This window comes from Gudongella oleilytica (genome assembly GCF_004101785.1).
GTDB classification, from domain to species: domain Bacteria; phylum Bacillota; class Clostridia; order Tissierellales; family Tissierellaceae; genus Gudongella; species Gudongella oleilytica.
Genome location: NZ_CP035130.1, coordinates 1898138 through 1918247, shown reverse-complemented (window position 1 = coordinate 1918247; position 20110 = coordinate 1898138). Strand labels below are relative to the sequence as shown.

Here is a 20110-nt window from a genome sequence, read left to right as displayed (position 1 = left end):
TTTGGGAGGTAATACAATGGACAGACCTATAAGAGTTCTCGTCGCTAAGCCCGGTCTTGACGGGCATGACAGGGGAGCCAAGGTAATAGCAAGGTCTCTTAGAGATGCTGGTATGGAGGTAATATATACCGGTCTAAGACAAACTCCAGAGCAGATAGTGGCGGCAGCAGTTCAGGAGGACGTCGACGTTGTTGCAATGAGCATCCTTTCAGGAGCTCACAACCATCTTTTTCCAAAGGTAGTAAGGCTTTTGAAGGAAGAGGGGATCGAGGACGTTCTCGTGCTTGGCGGGGGAGTAATACCTGAGGACGACATTCCATTCCTTGTGGAATCAGGGATAGAGGCAATATTCACACCTGGTACCCCGACGAAGGAAGTAATTCAATTCATTAATGACAATATCAAAAGGAAATAGGCGGTGTTTGCTTTGAATATCGAGGAGAGGCTGCTGGCAGGCGACAAGAGAGCCTGTGCGCGCCTGATATCAATGCTTGAAAATAGGGACGAGGAAGCAGTCTCCATAATAAAAAGGCTTTTCCACATGACCGGCAACGCATATGTTATCGGTATCACAGGACCTCCGGGAAGCGGAAAGTCTACCCTGACCGACCGTCTGACCAAGCAGCTCAGAGTCCAGGGCAAAAAGGTTGGGATACTTGCCATAGACCCAACCAGCCCATTCAGCGGAGGTGCCATCCTGGGGGACAGGATCAGAATGAACGACCTGGCTCTTGACAAGGGTGTATTCATAAGAAGCATGGGGACCAGGGGTTTTCTGGGCGGAATTTCAAAGGCTACCTGGGGTGCAGTTAAGGTACTGGATATCTACGGCTGTGACTACATATTCATAGAAACCGTAGGAGTAGGACAATCAGAGGTGGATATAGTAAAGATGGCCGATACAGTCCTCATGGTCATGGTACCCAATATGGGCGATGACATCCAGGCTATAAAAGCCGGGATAATGGAGATAGCAGACGTATTCGCCATAAACAAGTCCGATCTGGACGGAGCAGACAAGACAAAGCTTGAGATCGAGATGAACCTTGACCTCAATGAGAAATCTGACTACAGACCTCCGGTCGTAAAGGTATCCGCAATCAAGAACGAGGACATAGACGTTTTACTGGGTAAGCTTGTCGATCATGAGAATTACCAAAAGTCCACAGGTCATCTGCATGAGACAAGGATAAGAAACCTTAAGGCGGAGATACTCCAGCTGACTGAAGAGGAGCTCCTAAGGCTTATAATGGACCGTACAAACAAAGGCGGCCTGATAGATGACCTGGCTGTGAAGGTGGAGAAGAGAGAGATGGATCCATATACCGCCAAGGAAGCGATAGTATCCCTTGTAAAGGAATAACGAAGGAGGAAGCTATGGTAACCAAGATAGACCACATCGGAATTGCCGTTAAGAATTTGGAGGAGACACTTAAATTTTACGGGGACGTGCTGGGAATAAAGTGCGTAAGCCAGGAAGTAGTGGAGGAGCAAAAGGTAAAGGTTGCATTTTTACCTGTTGGAGATACTGAGGTGGAGCTTCTGGAATCGACCTCGGAGGATGGACCTATCGCGAAATTCATCGAGAAAAAAGGCGAGGGGATCCAACATATAGCCTTCAAGGTGGACAACATTGAAGAAGCGATCAGAGAGCTTGAGGAAAAGGGAGTAAGGATGATCGACGAAAAGCCACGATATGGTGCCGGCGGTGCAAGGATAGCTTTCCTTCATCCAAAATCAACCTCAGGAGTACTCATAGAAATAAGTCAGAGAGACTAAGGAATTTAGGAGGGTAAAGATGAGCGATAAAATTCAGCAGCTTCTTGAAGCCAAGAGAAAGATATCCCTTGGCGGAGGGGAGAAAAGAATTGAAAAGCAGCACAGCTCAGGTAAAATGACTGCCAGAGAGAGAATAGAGTATCTTCTGGATGAGTCAAGCTTTGTGGAGCTGGATGCCTTTGTAAAGCACAGATCAACTAATTTTGATATGGCAGATGTAGATGCACCTGCAGACGGAGTCGTAACCGGCTACGGAACGGTAGACGGAAGGCTCGTTTTTGTATATGCTCAGGACTTCACCGTAGTCGGAGGCTCCCTGGGAGAAATGCATGCTGCAAAGATAGTCAAGATACAGGATATGGCGCTTAAAATGGGCGCACCCATAGTAGGCTTCAACGATTCAGGCGGAGCCAGGATCCAGGAAGGCGTAGACGCACTTTCAGGCTATGGTAAGATTTTCTTTAGAAACACTATATCCTCCGGAGTAATACCACAGATCTCAGCTATAATGGGACCCAGTGCAGGCGGTGCGGTATACTCTCCTGCAATAACGGACTTTATTTTTATGACTGACAAAACAAGCATGATGTTCATAACAGGGCCCCAGGTAATCAAGTCAGTTACCGGAGAAGACGTTACCCAGGAGCAGCTGGGTGGAGCAAACACCCACAACAAAATAAGTGGAGTTGCTCATTTCATAGACAATTCAGAAGCAGAATCCATAGACAGGATCAAGGAGCTATTAAGCTTTCTGCCGTCAAACAACCTGGAGCAGCCTCCAATATATGAATTTGAGGATGACATTAACAGGATAGACGAAAGACTAAACGAAATAGTTCCTGAGAATCCAAATAAGCCCTACGACATGAAGGAAGTAATAAAGAGCCTTGCTGACAGCGGACACTTCTTCGAGGTACAGCCGCTCTACGCTCAAAATATCATCACAGGCTTTATAAGACTCAACGGAAGAAGCGTAGGTGTAATAGCAAACCAGCCGAGAATTCTTGCAGGATGCCTTGACATAAATGCATCTGACAAGGCAGGAAGATTCATAAGGACCTGCGACGCATTCAACATCCCGCTTCTTAACCTTGTAGACGTACCAGGCTTCCTGCCGGGAACAAGTCAGGAATACGGCGGGATCATAAGACACGGAGCAAAAATGCTCTATGCCTACTCCGAGGCAACAGTACCTAAGGTTACCCTCATAGTCAGAAAGGCATACGGCGGAGCTTATCTTGCAATGTGCTCAAAGGACCTTGGAGCAGACCAGGTATTCGCATGGCCCAATGCTGAGATCGCAGTAATGGGACCGGATGGAGCGGCAAACATAATCTTCAAGAACGAGATCGCTGCATCAGATGACCCAATAGCCACAAGGGCAGAAAAGATTGTTGAATACAGAGATACCGTAGCAAATCCATATATAGCGGCACAAAGAGGCTTCGTAGACGACGTATTGGTGCCAAGCCAGACAAGACCGAGGTTGATAAGCGCCTTTGACATGCTGGAGACCAAGAGAGAAACAAGACCAGGCAAAAAGCACGGCAACCTGCCGGTATAGGAGGGATAACCATGGGCAACGAAGTAACTATGTCGGAGGCATTGATAGTCACCGCCGTAAGTATGTTGGTAGTATTCCTGGTGCTTATTCTCATATCCTATATAATCGGACTGCTTAAGACCTTTGCAGCCGGTAAAAAGCCTGCAGATGTGCAGCCGGAGAACACAAGTGCTGCAGTCATAAAGCAGGAGGAAAAAGCACCAAGCACCCCTGAACTTGATGAAGGAGAGCTTATTGCAGTAATTGCTGCAGCAGTAGCAGCATCACTGGGACGTGACATTCCTGAGATCAGGATAAACAGCATAAGAAGGGTTCCACAGCTGACCACACCCTGGAGAGAAATGGGCAAGCAGGAACAACTGCTGAGCAAACTATAATAAATCTGGAGGAGAAAGAATGAGAAAGTTTATAATAAACGTAAACGGCAACAGCTACGAAGTAGAAGTTGAAGAGGTAGGCGGAGCTTCCCAACAAGTATCAAGACCTGCTCCAAAGGCAGCAGCACCTGCAGCGGCAGCATCTGCTCCGAAGGCGTCGGCACCTGCGTCAGCACCAGTGACGGCAAGCGCCGGTCAGGAGATAATCGAGTCTCCAATGCCAGGCAACATATGGAAGATACTTGTAAAGGAAGGCCAGGAGGTAAAGAGCGGCGATGTTCTTTTGATCCTCGAGGCCATGAAGATGGAAAATGAGATATTAGCCCCGAGAGACGGAAAAGTTGCATCCATAACAACCTCTGAGGGTTCGGCCGTTAATACTGGAGACAAACTGGTCATAATGGACTAAACCCTTCAAGAAAGGATGAACAACTATGTTTATGGAAATATTGACGGACTTTTTGTCCAGCACCGGATTCGGGCTAGGTAATTACGGCCACTACGTAATGCTGGCAATATCCTTCATCCTGCTCTATCTGGCAATAGCAAAGGGCTTTGAGCCGTTGCTACTTACGCCGATAGCTTTTGGTATGCTGTTGGCCAATCTGCCAGGTGCAAATCTTATGAAGGAGCCAGTGATCCAAATAATACAAGATCCACTCACCGGAGAATTAGTGAGCAAGACAAAGGAATACGGAGGGCTTTTGTACTACCTCTACCAGGGAGTCAAGCTGGGGATCTATCCTCCATTGATATTCCTCGGAGTAGGTGCTATGACTGACTTCGGACCCCTTATCGCAAATCCAAAATCGGTACTTCTTGGAGCGGCAGCACAATTTGGAATATTTGCAACCTTTATCGGCGCTATCCTTCTGGGCTTCACAGGCCCTGAAGCAGCCAGCATAGGAATAATAGGAGGAGCAGACGGCCCAACAGCGCTTTACCTTACAGCAAAGCTGGCCCCGCACCTTTTAGGGCCGATAGCGGTAGCGGCATATTCCTATATGGCACTCGTACCTATAATACAGCCTCCAATAATGAAGGCTTTAACCACCAAAGAAGAGCGAATGGTAGTAATGGAACAGTTGAGACCTGTTTCCAGGAAGGAAAAGGTAATATTCCCGATAATGGTAACTGTTGTCGTATCCTTCATACTTCCATCAGCAGCACCACTTGTTGGTATGCTCATGCTTGGTAACCTCTTCAGAGAAACACTGGTAACAGACAGATTGTCAAAGACGGCTCAAAACGAGATGGTAAACATCGTAACCATATTCCTCGGAACAACAGTTGGAGCGACTGCAAGTGCTGAAAACTTCTTCAACATCCAGACAGTCAGCATCATAGCACTGGGACTTGTGGCATTTTCTATAGGAACAGCTGCCGGAGTTCTCTTAGGAAAAATAATGTATAAAACGTCAGGAGGAAAGGTAAATCCTCTGATCGGTTCAGCTGGTGTATCGGCAGTACCTATGGCAGCAAGAGTATCACAAAAGGTCGGCCAGGAAGCAAATCCGAGAAACTTCCTGCTGATGCACGCCATGGGACCAAACGTTGCAGGAGTAATAGGCTCTGCAATTGCTGCAGGCATGCTCTTGATGTTCTTTGGATAAAATGGATGCAGACTCTCAAGGGAGTCTGTTTTCTTTTGCCTGAATTGGGTACAAACCTACTGAATAAAAAGGAGTGAAGCTGATGTTTCCAGGTTATATAACAGATGTTGACGGCATTATCGTTGGGCATGCCCACTCAGAGGATGCTCTAACCGGCTGTACTGTAGTGATATGTCCGGAAGGTGCCTCAGGAGGAGTCGATGTAAGAGGCTCCGCACCGGGGACCAGAGAGACAGATCTTTTCAAGGCAGAAAAGCTGGTTGACAAGGTCCATGCAGTTGTCCTTTCTGGGGGTTCAGCCTTTGGGCTTGAGGCTGCCTCAGGGGTAATGGACCATCTGGAGGAGTTAGGCATAGGCTTTGATGTGGGAGTTACCAAGGTCCCCATAGTAGCCTCAGCTGTGATATTTGATCTGGCCATAGGAGACCATAGGGTTCGTCCTGGCTGGCAAATGGGCTATAAGGCTTCATTATCTGCTTCAAAGGATGAAAACAGACAGGGCAATGTAGGCTGCGGGATGGGTGCAACGGTAGGCAAGATCCTCGGACCAGGGGGAGCAATGAAATCAGGGTTAGGGAGTGCAACCGTAAGCTCCGGAGAGCTTGTGGTTTCAGCCCTTATCTGCGTAAATGCATTCGGGGACATCTTTAGTGAAGGCTCTCAGATAGCGGGAGCATATGACTACGAAAACAATAAATTGTTAAACACCTATGAGATCATGAAAAACTCCCTGACATCGCCTGGATTTTTAAACACCAATACTACCATAGGGGTAGTGGCAACAAACGCCATCCTTACAAAGGCAGAGGGGAACAAAGTGGCTCAGACCGCACATAACGGCCTTGCAAGATCCATAAATCCCGTCCATACAATGGTAGACGGCGACACCATATTCACAATGGCGACGAACAAGCTAAAGGCCGACGTGAACATCGTAGCAGCAATGTCACAGGAGGCTGTCGAGAAGGCAGTCATTAATGCAATCCTTTCAGCTGAGGGGAAAGCAGGACTAAAAGCCCACAGGGACATTACAACAAAAGTATTGTAAACGATACAAAGTGAATATATAATAGTGTAGGAATCAAGCTGACATCACCAGTGAGTCAGACTAAAGCAGCAGTAAACAAAAATACGACTGGTATCCGACAGGAATCAGAGCGGAGGGATATTATGAAAAATGGAAAAAGGTTAGACGTTAGAAGACTGGCAGTTATTGGAGTATTGGGAGCGATCTCTGTAGTGCTTGGAATGACCCCATTGGGATTCATACCCGTAGGGCCGACCAGAGCCACCATAATGCACATACCCGTAATCATAGGGGCAATTATGGAAGGGCCCGTGGTTGGGGGACTGGTAGGTCTCATATTCGGGATATTCAGCATTTATCAGGCGATCACAGCACCTACCCCTGTCAGCTTTGTTTTTTTAAACCCGATAGTTTCAGTATTGCCGAGGATACTCATAGGCATAACCTCCTACTACGCATATAAAGCGCTAAGCAGGATAGGCAACAAAAGAACCACCTGGCTGCTATATGGCATCTGGGCAGCAATAGGGATATACCTTATAAGGGGATTGTACAGCGGGATAGTGAATTATACCTCCGTATGGCCTCTGTTGATGAACGGCGGACTCCTAATTCTGACGGCTTTGATGGCATATCTCACTTCAAGGACATTGAAGGACAGGGCGCTTGATCTTATTATACCAACAATAATAGGTACTCTGACGAACACGGTCGGTGTATTGTCAATGATCTATATCTTCTATGCAGAGCGGTTCGTGCAGGCGATCGGGCAGGACATTGATACTGCCAGAAAGGTAATCGTCGGGATAGGCATAACAAACGGAATTCCGGAATCCATAATAGCGATAATAATAGTGACCAGTGTAGTAACTGCACTAAAGAAAAGAAAAAAATGAAAAAGGTGAAAATATGCTGTTGGTAATCGATGTTGGAAACACTAATATAGTCTTTGGTGCATACGAAGGTAAAAAACTCGAATATGACTGGCGTATAGCTACAGACAAGGAAAAAACCTCCGACGAGTACGGTATACTGTTCGATCAGATGTTCAAATACAATGGGATCGACAGGTCGCAGGTAAAAGACATAATCATATCATCGGTAGTGCCGACCCTGATGCACACCCTTTCTGCAATGAGTCAAAGGTACTTCAATATAGACCCTATTGTGATCGGGCCTGGAGTAAAGACGGGAATGAACATTAAATATGACAATCCCCGCGAGGTAGGAGCAGACAGGATCGTAAATGCAGTTGCAGCGTATGATAAATATGGAGGACCTGTCATAATCGTGGACTTTGGTACTGCTAACACCTTTTGCTTTGTGAATAAGGAGGGCGAATACCTTGGAGGTGTAATTACCCCGGGTATAAGGATATCGGCAGACGCTCTGTTCATGAGGACTGCCAAGCTCCCAAAGGTCGAAATATTAAAGCCTGAAAAGGTTATTGCAAGGAACACCATTTCAAGTATCCAGTCAGGTATTGTTTATGGCTACATTGGCATGGTGGATTCGATCATAGAGAGAATGATCACAGAAATGGGTCTTACAAAGACAGAGGTAACAGTAGTTGCAACTGGAGGCTTTTCAACCCTTATCGCCAGTGAAAGCAAGTATATCCAGCATAACGACAAGTTCCTTACGCTGGAGGGCTTGAGGATAATTTATGAGAGAAATCAGTAAGTAGCCGGCCTACTTACTTTTCTTTATATGGGGTGTATTATGAAAATTGGAAACATTGAACTTAAAAATAATCTTGCATTGGCTCCAATGGCAGGAGTAACTGACTTTGCCTTCAGATCCCTGTGCAAGGAGATGGGAGCAGGGCTGGTGGTAACTGAGATGGTAAGCGCAAAGGGCCTTTACCACAACGACGAAAAAACCTCAGACCTCACCCACAGCCATGAGGATGAACGGCCGGTTGCCCTTCAGATATTCGGCTCCGACCCTGATATAATGGCTCAGATTACCAGGGATAATCTGAATTGCAGAGATGATATAGATATAATAGATATAAATATGGGATGCCCTGCTCCCAAAATAGTCAAAAACGGCGACGGCAGTGCCCTTATGAAGGACATTAAGTTAGCCGGTTCAGTTATAGATTCAGTGGTAAAGGCCTCAAAGAAGCCTGTGACTGTGAAGTTCAGGATGGGCTGGGACCACGGGAGCCTTAACGGAGAGGAGCTTGCAAGGATTGCCGAGGCAAACGGCGCGGCGGCACTTACAATACATGCCAGGACAAGGGATATGTTTTATGCAGGTGAGGCCGACTGGAGCTATATCGCCAGGGTAAAAAATGCTGTATCCATACCGGTGATAGGGAATGGCGATGTTTTTACCCCGGAGGATGCCCTCGCCATGATCGACAGAACAGGCTGCGACGGAGTGGCGATAGGAAGGGGGGCAATGGGCAACCCCTGGATATTCAGAGAAACCATTGACCTGTTAAACGGGAGAATACCTAAAAAGCCGACCCTCGATGAAATACTCCAGGTCAGCATAAGGCACCTTGAGATGGAGACAAGCCTCAAGGGTCCGCGGGTAGGGGTCAGGGAAATGAGAAAACAGCTTGCCTGGTATCTTAAGGGACTAAGAAATTCCAACGAGGTAAAGAACAGGATCAACACCATGACAAGCTCCGAGGAGATCATATTGGAGCTTGAGAGATATTTCGCAGTCCTTAGGGAACACAGGGTGTTTGATAATTAGGATAATCCTTGACATTAGTGCTCAGCTTGATTATAATATGGAACATACAATCGGGAAACATCCCGGAAAAACTTTTAGAAATGGCTTAAAATACAGAAATACTCGGTGTCACGTAAAATTGACGCCATTAAAGGAGAGAGTTTGATGACTGAAAAAGACGTATTTTTAACCCCGGAGGGGCTGGCAAAGCTTGAATTGGAGCTTGAGGAAGCTAAGCTGGTAAAACGAAAGGAAGTCGCTGAAAGAATAAAGCAGGCACTTGATTTTGGTGATATCAGCGAGAACTCCGAGTACGACCAGGCTAAGAATGAGCAAGGTAAGCTGGAAGAAAGAATCGCCAAGCTCGAGGCTATCCTTAGAAATGCCAAGCTCATCGACGAGGACGAAATCACAACAGAGGTCGTCAGCGTGGGTTCTAAGGTCACAGTTCTCGACCTGGAATACAATGAAGAATCAGAATACACAATTGTTGGATCAGCTGAAGCCAATCCTTATGAAGGAAAGATATCCAACGAATCACCGGTTGGGAAAGCCCTCTTAGGCAGCAAGGCCGGAACGGTTGTAGACGTGAACGTACCTGACGGAGTAATCAAATACAAGGTTCAAAGGATCGCAAGATAAGGATTGGAGGTCAGACTATGCAGAACAACGAGCAAAGCTTGAATGAAATGCTACAAATCAGAAGGGACAAGCTGTCCAAGCTTATAGAAAAGGGTAAGAATCCGTTTTTGATTGAGAAGTTTGACTACACTCATCACAGCACAGAGATCAAGGACCGTTTCGAAGAGCTTGAAAACCAGAGAGTAGCTGTTGCCGGAAGAATAATGTCCCGAAGGGGTCATGGGAAGGCCAGCTTCATAGACATACAGGACAGCGAGGGAAGGATCCAGATATTCGTAAAGCAGGATGCAATAGGTGAAGAGGAATACGATGACCTGTCACTTCTCGACCTTGGAGATATCATAGGGGTCGAAGGGGTAGTATTCAAGACAAGAATGGGAGAGATCTCTGTCAAGGCCGACAAGCTCGTCATCCTTTCGAAGTCTCTTCAAATACTTCCCGAGAAGTTCCACGGCCTGAAGGATCAGGACCTTAGATACAGACAAAGATACGTAGATCTGATAGTCAATCCCGAGGTAAAGGAAACATTTATACTCAGATCGAAGATAATAAAGGCAGTAAAAGAGTACCTGGATGACAGAGGCTTCCTTGAGGTTGATACACCGATCCTGAGCACCATTGCAGGCGGGGCAAACGCAAGGCCCTTCGTAACCCATCACAATACACTGGATCTGGATATGTACCTTAGGATCGCCAACGAGCTTTACCTGAAGAGACTAATAGTCGGTGGCTTTGAGAAGGTCTACGAAATGGGCAGGATGTTCAGGAACGAGGGAATGGACACAAGACATAACCCGGAATTCACCAGCATCGAGCTTTACCAGGCTTACGTAGACTACGAAGAGATGATGAGACTTACCGAAAACCTGTTTGCATATGTTGCAGAAAAGACCTTGGGTACCACCATTCTTAACTATCAGGGCAAGGAGATCAACGTGGCACCTCCGTGGAGAAGAGTCGACATGGCAGAGGCCGTAAAGGAATACACAGGGGTAGACTTCTCACTAATAAACACAGATGAGGAAGCCATAGCCGTAGCAAAGAAAAGAGGCATCGAGATAAAGCCCGGCATGACAAGAGGCCATATAATAGCCGAGATGTTCGAGGAGTACTGCGAAAAGCATTTGGTGCAGCCAACCTTCGTAACCGGACATCCGGTGGAAATATCTCCCCTTGCCAAGAGAAATCCTGACGATCCAAGGATCACTCAGAGATTTGAAGCCTTTATAAATACCTGGGAAGTTGCCAATGCCTTCTCAGAGCTTAACGACCCTATCGACCAGAGAGAAAGGTTCGAGGAGCAGGTCAAGCAGAAAGAGTTCGGGGACGATGAAGCACATCCAATGGACACTGACTTCATAAACGCCATAGAGGTAGGTCTTCCTCCTACAGGTGGACTTGGAATAGGCATAGACAGAATGATAATACTCTACACCAACACACCAAGCATAAGGGACGTACTGCTGTTCCCGACGATGAAGCCAATTGAAGATTAGTAAACGTGCGGCAGGGCAACCTGCCGCTTTTATACATAATTTATGAACCAGGGAGGAAACCGCCTTGAAATTGCTCCATATCCTCTTTCAGTATCCAGGCAAGACCGGAAGCGGTATTTATGTAAACAATCTAATCAAAGAGGCTTCAAAGAAAGGCCATACACAGGGTCTTCTTGCCGCATCAGGCCCCGGGCTTGATTATGAGAACGACGCACTTGAGTACCTCGATATAGTAAGGTTCGAGGAGGGCGAGCTGGATTTTCCCCTTCCGGGCATGAGCGACACAATGCCCTACAAAAGCACCAGATACAGGGACATGACGATCCTTCAGGTGTCGATCTGGAAGGAGAATTTCAAGGCTGCAATACAAAGGGCAGTTGAGGAATTCCAGCCCGACAGGATATTGTCCCATCATTTGTGGCTGGGCTCTGCTCTAATAGCAGAGCTTGGGCTGGGAGACAAGACCATGGCGATCTGCCACAGCACAGACCTGAGACAGTATATGCAGAATCCCGGCTATAGAAAATATGTAAGAGAGGGCTGCGGCAAGCTTAGCAGGATATTGTCCCTGAACAGGGTACAAAAGGAAGAGATATCGAACCTTTATGGTATACCAAAGGACAGGATCACAGTCATTGGCGGCGGCTTTGACACAGATATATTCAACCCGGCCGGAAGGATAGATCGTAACAGAGTGCCCGAGCTCATATATGCCGGGAAGCTGAGTCATGCCAAGGGACTGATCCCCTTGCTGGATGCATATGAGGAAATCAGTAGGGACACTCCCATAAGGCTCAGTCTTGCAGGGGCGGGCACAGGCAGCGAGGCGTCAGAAATAATGAAGCGGGCGGAGAGCCTTGGAGTCAGGCTTTTGGGGCCACTTACCCAGCACAGGCTGGCGGATGCATTCAGAGCATCGGATCTCTTCGTTCTGCCCTCCTACTACGAGGGCTTGCCTCTTGTACTCCTCGAAGCAATGGCTTGCGGTCTTCCGGCAGTGACCACTGAAATATGGGGCCTTAAAGATTACCTTGGAGAGGAGCTTGCCGGATCTGGTTTCGTGGAGTTTGTACCACTTCCCAGAATGAAGGGGATAGATATCCCTGCGGAAGAATGCATCGAAGGATTTAAAGACAATTTGAAACTGGCCATAAAAAAACAGATTAAGAATATCCATAAGGGGTATATAAGTTTTGCACCTCTCAAGGAGGCAGTTGAAAGACTATCATGGGAAGGAGTCTATAATAGAATAGATGATTTCCTGAAATAATCCCATTAATAGCCTTGACAACGTTTTCAAAAGAGGGTAAACTAAAAAGGTCGACTGTCGAAATAATATTCAAAAAAACTTCAAAAAACAGTTGACACCGCTTAAGTATAGATGCTATACTAAGCAAGTCGCCTCAAGAGGGCGGCTCATGAACTTAGATAACTAAACAGTGTGAGAGCTTTGAATGAACCAAAGATTTCAATTTTTAAGAACAAATAATATGAGCTAAATCAAACTATTAAATGAGAGTTTGATCCTGGCTCAGGACGAACGCTGGCGGCGTGCCTAACACATGCAAGTCGAGCGAAGTGACTCCGAGAGAAATTTTCGGATGGATCGAAGAGTCATCTTAGCGGCGGACGGGTGAGTAACGCGTGAGAAACCTGCCTTTCACAAAGGGATAGCCTCGGGAAACTGGGATTAATACCTTATGAAACTGAATTACCGCATGGTAGATCAGTCAAAGCGAATAAGCGGTGAAAGATGGTCTCGCGTCCTATTAGCTAGTTGGTGAGGTAACGGCTCACCAAGGCTTCGATAGGTAGCCGGCCTGAGAGGGTGAACGGCCACACTGGAACTGAGACACGGTCCAGACTCCTACGGGAGGCAGCAGTGGGGAATATTGCACAATGGAGGAAACTCTGATGCAGCGACGCCGCGTGAATGATGAAGGCCTTCGGGTTGTAAAGTTCTGTCCTTGGGGAAGATAATGACGGTACCCAAGGAGGAAGCCCCGGCTAACTACGTGCCAGCAGCCGCGGTAATACGTAGGGGGCGAGCGTTGTCCGGAATTATTGGGCGTAAAGGGTTCGCAGGCGGTCTGATAAGTCAGATGTGAAAGGCGTAGGCTCAACCTACGTAAGCATTTGAAACTGTCAGACTTGAGTTAAGGAGAGGAAAGTGGAATTCCTAGTGTAGCGGTGAAATGCGTAGATATTAGGAGGAATACCAGTGGCGAAGGCGACTTTCTGGACTTATACTGACGCTGAGGAACGAAAGCGTGGGGAGCAAACAGGATTAGATACCCTGGTAGTCCACGCCGTAAACGATGAGTGCTAGGTGTTGGGGGTCAAACCTCGGTGCCGCAGCTAACGCATTAAGCACTCCGCCTGGGGAGTACGTACGCAAGTATGAAACTCAAAGGAATTGACGGGGACCCGCACAAGCAGCGGAGCATGTGGTTTAATTCGAAGCAACGCGAAGAACCTTACCAGGGCTTGACATGCCGCTGACCGGTGCAGAGATGCATCTTTATCCTTCGGGGTACAGCGGACACAGGTGGTGCATGGTTGTCGTCAGCTCGTGTCGTGAGATGTTGGGTTAAGTCCCGCAACGAGCGCAACCCTTGTCTTTAGTTGCCATCATTAAGTTGGGCACTCTAAAGAGACTGCCGATGACAAATCGGAGGAAGGTGGGGATGACGTCAAATCATCATGCCCTTTATGTCCTGGGCTACACACGTGCTACAATGGTCGGTACAACGAGAAGCAAGTCAGCGATGGCAAGCAAATCTCTAAAAGCCGATCCCAGTTCGGATTGCAGGCTGCAACTCGCCTGCATGAAGTCGGAGTTGCTAGTAATCGCGGATCAGAATGCCGCGGTGAATGCGTTCCCGGGTCTTGTACACACCGCCCGTCACACCATGGGAGTTGTCAATACCCGAAGCCAGTGAGCTAACCATAAAAGGGGGCAGCTGTCGAAGGTAGGGGCAATGACTGGGGTGAAGTCGTAACAAGGTAGCCGTATCGGAAGGTGCGGCTGGATCACCTCCTTTCTAAGGAAGATACATTTGAAGTATCTCACACTGTTTGTTATATAAATCTACCAATGAACGATTGTCAATTGTCAATTGTCCATTGTCAATTTAATTATGGACTTGTAGCTCAGGCGGTTAGAGCGCACGCCTGATAAGCGTGAGGTCGGTGGTTCGAGTCCACCCAGGTCCACCAAGAGATCCAATGCACGATGAACAATGCACAATGCACAATTAAAAGAAGTCATCCTGAGCGAAAGCGAAGGATCTTAGGTTTAGACTTAAGAGAATGACCCTGATAACTGTGAACTGTGAACTGTGAACTGTGAATTGTCTCAACTGAACATTGAAAACTAAATCAAAGAAGAAGAACAAACATGAAATAGGTCAAGTTATTAAGAGCATAGGGCGAATGCCTTGGCACCAAGAGCCGAAGAAGGACGGGATAAGCACCGAAATGCTACGGGGAGTCGCAAATAGACGTCGATCCGTAGATATCCGAATGGGGGAACCCACTTGAGCAACCCTCAAGTACTCATGACCCAATAAAATAAGTCATGAGAGGTAGACCAGGGGAACTGAAACATCTAAGTACCCTGAGGAAGAGAAAGAAACATCGATTTTCAAAGTAGCGGCGAGCGAAATGGAAAGAGCCCAAACCTGATTTATCAGGGGTTGAGGACACAGCAAAGGAATGGATGGTCCATAGTCGAAGAAAGCTGGGAAGCTTTGCGAAACAAGGTGATAGCCCTGTAGACGAAATGGAAGATTCACAGGCTGTGCTCCAGAGTACCACGGGACACGAGAAATCCCGTGGGAAGCAGGGAGGCCCACCTCCCAAGGCTAAATACTACTTGGTGACCGATAGTGAACAGTACCGTGAGGGAAAGGCGAAAAGAACCCCGGGAGGGGAGTGAAAAAGAACCTGAAACCCTATGCTTACAAGCAGTGGAAGCACGTTAAAAGTGTGACCGCGTACTTTTTGTAGAACGGGCCAGCGAGTTATGATATGCAGCGAGGTTAAGTAATTAAGTTACGGAGCCGTAGGGAAACCGAGTCTTAACAGGGCGGATATAGTTGCATGTCATAGACCCGAAACCGGGTGACCTATCCATGGGCAGAGTGAAGTTTTAGTAAAATAAAATGGAGGCTCGAACCCGGTAGCGTTTAAAAGCTATGGGATGACCTGTGGATAGGGGTGAAAAGCCAATCGAACTCGGAGATAGCTGGTTCTCCTCGAAATAGCTTTAGGGCTAGCCTCAAGAATGGATGAGATGGAGGTAGAGCACTGAATGGTCTAGGGGCACATAGTGTTACCAAAACCTATCAAACTCCGAATGCCATACTCATAAGCTTGGGAGTCAGACTGTGGGGGATAAGCTTCATAGTCAAAAGGGAAAGAGCCCAGATCACCAGCTAAGGTCCCAAAATACTGATTAAGTGGTAAAGGATGTGAGGTTTCACAGACAACCAGGATGTTGGCTTAGAAGCAGCCACACATTTAAAGAGTGCGTAATAGCTCACTGGTCGAGAGACCTTGCGCCGAAGATTTCCGGGGCTAAAATCAGATACCGAAGCTGTGGGATGTATAAATACATCGGTAGAGGAGCATTGTGTAAGGGACGAAGGTGTACCGAAAGGAGCGCTGGACATTACACAAGAGAGAATGCTGGCATAAGTAGCGAAAGGTGAGTGAGAATCTCACCCGTCGAAAACCTAAGGTTTCCTGAGGAAGGCTCGTCCACTCAGGGTAAGTCGGGACCTAAGCCAAGGCTGAAAAGCGTAGGTGATGGACAACAGGTTATGATTCCTGTACTGGAGGTATTCGTTAACAGAGAAGTGGGGACGCAGGAGGATATGCAGAGCGTGCGGTTGGAAGAGCACGTCTAAGCACGTAGGGAGAGAAGACAGGCAAATCCGTTTTCTTAATGATCCTGAGGTGTGATGGGGATCGAAAAACAAGTAGAGAAGCTGCAGACTCCACACTGCCAAGAAAAGCCACTATCGAGAATATTTTCACCCGTACCGCAAACCGACACAGGTAGGTGAGGAGAGAATCCTAAGACGAGCGGAAGAACCTTTGTTAAGGAACTCGGCAAAATAGCCCCGTAACTTCGGGAGAAGGGGTGCCATTTGAAGTGGATATCAAACGATAAACAAGCTTCAGGTGGCCGCAGTGAAAAGGCCCAAGCGACTGTTTACCAAAAACACAACTCTCTGCTAAGTCGAAAGACGAAGTATAGGGGGTGACACCTGCCCGGTGCTGGAAGGTTAAGGGGAATGCTTAGAGGGAAACCTCGAAGGTGTGAACTTAAGCCCCAGTAAACGGCGGCCGTAACTATAACGGTCCTAAGGTAGCGAAATTCCTTGTCGGGTAAGTTCCGACCCGCACGAAAGGTGTAACGATTTGGGCACTGTCTCAACAAAGGATCCGGTGAAATTGTAGTACTCGTGAAGATGCGAGTTACCCGCGACAGGACGGAAAGACCCCGTGGAGCTTTACTGCAGGCTGACATTGGATTTTGGCATTGCATGTACAGGATAGGTGGGAGGCATAGAAGCAAGTGCGCCAGTATTTGTGGAGCCGTCCTTGGGATACCACTCTTGTGATGCTGAAATTCTAACCTGGCACCGTGAAACCGGTGTGGGGACACTGTCAGTTGGGCAGTTTGACTGGGGCGGTCGCCTCCTAAAAAGTAACGGAGGCGCTCAAAGGTTTCCTCAGCACGGTCGGAAATCGTGCGAAGAGTGTAAAGGCAGAAGGAAGCTTGACTGCGACACCAACAAGTGGAGCAGGAACGAAAGTTGGACTTAGTGATCCGGTGGTACCGCGTGGAAGGGCCATCGCTCAACGGATAAAAGCTACCCCGGGGATAACAGGCTTATACCCCCCAAGAGTCCACATCGACGGGGGTGTTTGGCACCTCGATGTCGGCTCGTCTCATCCTGGGGCTGAAGTAGGTCCCAAGGGTTGGGCTGTTCGCCCATTAAAGAGGCACGCGAGCTGGGTTCAGAACGTCGTGAGACAGTTCGGTCCCTATCCGTCGTGGGCGCAGGAAATTTGAGAGGAGCTGTCCTTAGTACGAGAGGACCGGGATGGACAAACCTATGGTGGATCAGTTGTCTTGCCAAAGGCATGGCTGAGTAGCTAAGTTTGGACGGGATAAGTGCTGAAGGCATCTAAGCACGAAGCCCCCCTCAAGATGAGATTTCCCATCACGGAAGTGAGTAAGACACCAGGAAGACGACCTGGTAGATAGGTCTCAGGTGAAAGAGCAGCAATGTTTGAAGCTAAGAGATACTAATATGTCGAGGACTTGACCTAAACCAATTGACGATTGACAATGCACAATGCACAATTGTGGAAGTAAGGATTTAGGGTCTAAGACCCAAGAGAATGACCCAAGTAATTGTGAACTGTGAACTGAGAATTGTGAATTGAAAGAAGTAATGTTTGTTCTTAGAAAGATTTAGTTTTCGTCTGGTGACGATAGCAAGAGGGAGACACCTGTACCCATACCGAACACAGAAGTTAAGCCTCTTAACGCCGATGGTACTTGGTTGGAAACGACCTGGGAGAGTAGGAAGTTGCCAGTTTCTAAATGAGGATCCGCTGCTTATTGCAGTGGGTCTTTTTTTATGCCTATTACCTCTGTAACCATGCCCTTGTAGGGGCAGACGTCCCTGTCTGCCCGAACCTCCTCTGTCACCCTTGCATCGCCTCTGTAACCATGCCCTTGTAGGGGCAGACGTCCCTGTCTGCCCGAACCTCCTCTGTAACCCTGCCTTCGTAGGGGCAGACGTCCCTGTCTGCCCGAACCTCCTCTGTCATCCCGTGCCTCCCCTTCTGTCATCCCGAGCGAAGTCGAGGGATCTCATCTCATCATTCATTTCTTCCCTCGAAACATCTCCCAAATGGTATAATCAAAATAATAACCTGCACCCGAAATATTCAACCAACCAGGGAGATGATAAAATGCCACGGATAGATGAAAGAAACATAATGTTCTCAAGGATCGCAAGGACTGAAGGCACAAAGGAATACGAGGATTATTACAGCAGAAATCCCCAAAACAAAGAATTTGACGATTCCTTAAGAGCCATGCCCCCTATGAATGGAGACTCAACAAAGTTCTACCATCCACTAAACTCTCCAATGGTCGATGCCGCATTTGCCTTCCTCTCCGATATAAGAGGCCTGGTGGAAGGGCCGCCCTCTGCAGAGACAAAAGTTGAAGCTTCTCCTGAGGAATTCACGAAAAAGCTTAAAGGCTTAGCTGAGCTTTATGGAGCAAAGCTTACAGGTGTTGCACCCTTGGATGGAAGCTATTACTATACACAACCCATTCCGCTGCGTATCGCAGCGGATATTTTATGTCATATGTTATGTTCAAAAATCTTGAATTTGAGATTGTAATAGTGTTTCCCTAATGGTACAATATTCAGGAAAGAAAAAACTTTAAATCAGTCCTGAGAGGCTGGAAAGGAGAATAGAATATGACTGAGAATGTTGTAAAAACAACGTTGAAAGCAGGTAATATCACAACTGCCAATGCAAAAAAAACTGTCCTTGCACTTCAGCATCTAATCGCAATGTTTGGTGCAACGGTACTGGTACCGATCATCACAGGCATGAACCCATCAATAGCACTTCTGTCAGCAGGTATGGGAACACTTATATTCCACGCTTGCACTAAGGGCAAGGTACCCGTTTTCCTCGGTTCATCCTTCGCATTTATCCCCGTAATACTTACAGTTAAAGAATTATTCAATGGTGATCTGGCCTATGCCCAAGGAGGCATCGTAGTAGCCGGATTAATTTATGTCCTTTTATCCTTCCTTATCAAGACAATAGGTGTAGAAAACATACAAAAATTCCTTGCTCCACAGGTAATTGGTCCTATGATCATAGTAATAGGTCTTAACCTTGTACCGGTAGCATATGGAATGGCAACTCAAAACCTTATGGTCGCAGGCTTGACCCTTGGAATCGCTTTATTAATAACTTTCCTTGGAAAAGGCTTCATAAAGCAGCTTTCAATACTTATCGCAGTTCTTGTTGGCTACAGCATAGCCTATGCAATGGGACTTGTAGATCCAACCATAGTAAGCAGTGCAAAGCTTGTAGCAATACCACAGTTCACGCTACCTAAGTTCGACATGGGTGCAATAGCAATAATCGCTCCAGTAGTCCTTGCAGTTTTCATGGAGCATCTTGGAGACATTACCACAAACGGACAGGTTGTTGGCAAGGACTTCATAAAAGACCCGGGCCTTAACAGGACCCTTCTTGGAGACGGTTTGGCAACTATGGCAGCAGCACTAATAGGCGGACCAGCAAACACAACCTACGGAGAGAACACAGGAGTTCTGGCAATAACTAAGAACTACGATCCGTCAACACTAAGACTTGCAGCAGTATTCGCAATAGTACTGGCCTTCGTATCAAAGGTCGGTGCAGTTCTAAGCAGCATCCCAACCTCAGTAATGGGTGGAATAAGCATAATGCTTTTCAGCATGATCGCCCTCATAGGTGTAAAGACTATAAAGAACAGCAAGGTTGAAATGAACTGGAAGAACCTTCTGGTAATGGCAACAATACTTGTACTTGGAATGTTCAGTTCACAGCTTAGCGCAATGCTGGGCTTCACAGTAGGGATCCCAATAAATGAGACCGTTCAGATCACAGGACTAAGCTTCGCAGCAATAGTGGGAATACTTCTAAACGCAGCACTGAACCTTAAAAAGGCATAATGAATAGAGAAATAAATCAAACATATAAGACTGGTTAGGGGTAATACCTTAGCCAGTTTTTTTATTGTATCTAAGAAAATATGGTAAATAAATCAATTCTCCAGAAAATTGGAACAATGGTTTGACCTTCTATGAATTAACAAG

At 47.1% G+C, this 20110-nt stretch carries 17 protein-coding genes, 1 tRNA gene and 3 rRNA genes; 20 read left to right on the top strand and 1 reads right to left on the bottom strand.

The features are described from left to right. The first annotated feature begins 16 nt into the window (after positions 1-16). The 18 genes from EC328_RS09285 to rrf all read left to right on the top strand — a co-directional run bounded on the left by EC328_RS09285 (position 17) and on the right by rrf (position 17809). On the top strand, positions 17-415 hold the full coding sequence (locus EC328_RS09285; RefSeq protein ID WP_128426528.1) for a cobalamin B12-binding domain-containing protein: 399 nt from the start codon (positions 17-19) through the stop codon (positions 413-415). 3 nt (positions 416-418) lie between these two features. Next, complete coding sequence (gene meaB, locus EC328_RS09280; RefSeq protein ID WP_420841485.1) at positions 419-1363, top strand: methylmalonyl Co-A mutase-associated GTPase MeaB; 945 nt, start codon at positions 419-421, stop codon at positions 1361-1363. A 14-nt stretch (positions 1364-1377) separates the two neighbouring features. Further along, a complete protein-coding gene (gene mce / locus EC328_RS09275) occupies positions 1378-1779 on the top strand; it encodes a methylmalonyl-CoA epimerase (protein WP_128426526.1) in 402 nt (133 codons plus the stop codon). A 19-nt stretch (positions 1780-1798) separates the two neighbouring features. Next, positions 1799-3343 (top strand): acyl-CoA carboxylase subunit beta, encoded by a 1545-nt coding sequence (locus EC328_RS09270; RefSeq protein ID WP_128426525.1) that lies wholly within the window; start codon positions 1799-1801, stop codon positions 3341-3343. A gap of 11 nt (positions 3344-3354) precedes the next feature. Next, the gene (locus EC328_RS09265) at positions 3355-3720 is read left to right on the top strand and encodes an OadG family protein (RefSeq protein WP_128426524.1); all 366 of its coding nucleotides are present in this window, start codon (positions 3355-3357) and stop codon (positions 3718-3720) included. 19 nt (positions 3721-3739) lie between these two features. Then, positions 3740-4129: a biotin/lipoyl-containing protein gene (locus tag EC328_RS09260; protein WP_128426523.1), complete on the top strand. Its 390-nt coding sequence runs from the start codon at positions 3740-3742 to the stop codon at positions 4127-4129. A gap of 25 nt (positions 4130-4154) precedes the next feature. Continuing rightward, positions 4155-5333 (top strand): sodium ion-translocating decarboxylase subunit beta, encoded by a 1179-nt coding sequence (locus EC328_RS09255; protein ID WP_206363848.1) that lies wholly within the window; start codon positions 4155-4157, stop codon positions 5331-5333. A gap of 82 nt (positions 5334-5415) precedes the next feature. Further along, positions 5416-6381, top strand: coding sequence for a P1 family peptidase (locus tag EC328_RS09250; protein ID WP_128426522.1), 966 nt, complete (start codon positions 5416-5418; stop codon positions 6379-6381). A 122-nt stretch (positions 6382-6503) separates the two neighbouring features. Beyond that, positions 6504-7256 carry an ECF transporter S component gene (locus tag EC328_RS09245; protein WP_128426521.1) on the top strand — a complete coding sequence of 251 codons (753 nt, stop codon included), beginning with the start codon at positions 6504-6506 and terminating at the stop codon, positions 7254-7256. Positions 7257-7269: 13 nt separating this feature from the next. Continuing rightward, positions 7270-8043, top strand: a complete 774-nt coding sequence (locus EC328_RS09240) for a type III pantothenate kinase (protein WP_128426520.1) — start codon at positions 7270-7272, stop codon at positions 8041-8043. Positions 8044-8082: 39 nt separating this feature from the next. Next, positions 8083-9072 (top strand): tRNA dihydrouridine synthase DusB, encoded by a 990-nt coding sequence (gene dusB / locus EC328_RS09235; protein ID WP_128426519.1) that lies wholly within the window; start codon positions 8083-8085, stop codon positions 9070-9072. A gap of 144 nt (positions 9073-9216) precedes the next feature. Further along, on the top strand, positions 9217-9693 hold the full coding sequence (gene greA / locus EC328_RS09230) for a transcription elongation factor GreA (RefSeq protein WP_128426518.1): 477 nt from the start codon (positions 9217-9219) through the stop codon (positions 9691-9693). 17 nt (positions 9694-9710) lie between these two features. Then, entirely contained in the window at positions 9711-11189 is a 1479-nt protein-coding gene (gene lysS / locus EC328_RS09225) for a lysine--tRNA ligase (protein ID WP_128426517.1), read from the top strand. A 64-nt stretch (positions 11190-11253) separates the two neighbouring features. Then, positions 11254-12459 (top strand): glycosyltransferase family 4 protein, encoded by a 1206-nt coding sequence (locus EC328_RS09220; RefSeq protein ID WP_128426516.1) that lies wholly within the window; start codon positions 11254-11256, stop codon positions 12457-12459. A 238-nt stretch (positions 12460-12697) separates the two neighbouring features. Next, a 16S ribosomal RNA gene (locus tag EC328_RS09215) occupies positions 12698-14233 on the top strand. Positions 14234-14331: 98 nt separating this feature from the next. Then, a tRNA-Ile gene (locus EC328_RS09210) sits at positions 14332-14408 on the top strand. A gap of 189 nt (positions 14409-14597) precedes the next feature. Then, a 23S ribosomal RNA gene (locus tag EC328_RS09205) occupies positions 14598-17537 on the top strand. 155 nt (positions 17538-17692) lie between these two features. Further along, a 5S ribosomal RNA gene (rrf, locus tag EC328_RS09200) occupies positions 17693-17809 on the top strand. The 16S, 23S and 5S rRNA genes sit together here with 1 tRNA gene alongside, the layout of an rRNA operon. 109 nt (positions 17810-17918) lie before the next feature. Here the strand turns inward: rrf and EC328_RS11835 are convergent. Further along, positions 17919-18044, bottom strand: coding sequence for a hypothetical protein (locus EC328_RS11835; RefSeq protein WP_276318536.1), 126 nt, complete (start codon positions 18042-18044; stop codon positions 17919-17921). Positions 18045-18188: 144 nt separating this feature from the next. Between EC328_RS11835 and EC328_RS09195 the strand changes: the two genes are divergently transcribed. Both EC328_RS09195 and EC328_RS09190 read left to right on the top strand, forming a co-directional pair. Continuing rightward, the gene (locus EC328_RS09195; RefSeq protein WP_128426515.1) at positions 18189-18629 is read left to right on the top strand and encodes a hypothetical protein; all 441 of its coding nucleotides are present in this window, start codon (positions 18189-18191) and stop codon (positions 18627-18629) included. Positions 18630-18709: 80 nt separating this feature from the next. Continuing rightward, a complete protein-coding gene (locus EC328_RS09190) occupies positions 18710-19966 on the top strand; it encodes a uracil-xanthine permease family protein (protein WP_128426514.1) in 1257 nt (418 codons plus the stop codon). Positions 19967-20110 lie beyond the last annotated feature (144 nt).

Coding starts and splice junctions, on each gene's coding strand:
- EC328_RS09285 (WP_128426528.1), top strand. CDS start 17: ATGGACAGACCTATAAGAGTTCTCGTCGCTAAGCCCGGTCTTGACGGG.
- mce (WP_128426526.1), top strand. CDS start 1,378: ATGGTAACCAAGATAGACCACATCGGAATTGCCGTTAAGAATTTGGAG.
- EC328_RS09270 (WP_128426525.1), top strand. CDS start 1,799: ATGAGCGATAAAATTCAGCAGCTTCTTGAAGCCAAGAGAAAGATATCC.
- EC328_RS09265 (WP_128426524.1), top strand. CDS start 3,355: ATGGGCAACGAAGTAACTATGTCGGAGGCATTGATAGTCACCGCCGTA.
- EC328_RS09260 (WP_128426523.1), top strand. CDS start 3,740: ATGAGAAAGTTTATAATAAACGTAAACGGCAACAGCTACGAAGTAGAA.
- EC328_RS09255 (WP_206363848.1), top strand. CDS start 4,155: ATGTTTATGGAAATATTGACGGACTTTTTGTCCAGCACCGGATTCGGG.
- EC328_RS09250 (WP_128426522.1), top strand. CDS start 5,416: ATGTTTCCAGGTTATATAACAGATGTTGACGGCATTATCGTTGGGCAT.
- EC328_RS09245 (WP_128426521.1), top strand. CDS start 6,504: ATGAAAAATGGAAAAAGGTTAGACGTTAGAAGACTGGCAGTTATTGGA.
- EC328_RS09240 (WP_128426520.1), top strand. CDS start 7,270: ATGCTGTTGGTAATCGATGTTGGAAACACTAATATAGTCTTTGGTGCA.
- dusB (WP_128426519.1), top strand. CDS start 8,083: ATGAAAATTGGAAACATTGAACTTAAAAATAATCTTGCATTGGCTCCA.
- greA (WP_128426518.1), top strand. CDS start 9,217: ATGACTGAAAAAGACGTATTTTTAACCCCGGAGGGGCTGGCAAAGCTT.
- lysS (WP_128426517.1), top strand. CDS start 9,711: ATGCAGAACAACGAGCAAAGCTTGAATGAAATGCTACAAATCAGAAGG.
- EC328_RS11835 (WP_276318536.1), bottom strand. CDS start 18,044: ATGACAGAGGAGGTTCGGGCAGACAGGGACGTCTGCCCCTACGAAGGC.
- EC328_RS09195 (WP_128426515.1), top strand. CDS start 18,189: ATGCCACGGATAGATGAAAGAAACATAATGTTCTCAAGGATCGCAAGG.
- EC328_RS09190 (WP_128426514.1), top strand. CDS start 18,710: ATGACTGAGAATGTTGTAAAAACAACGTTGAAAGCAGGTAATATCACA.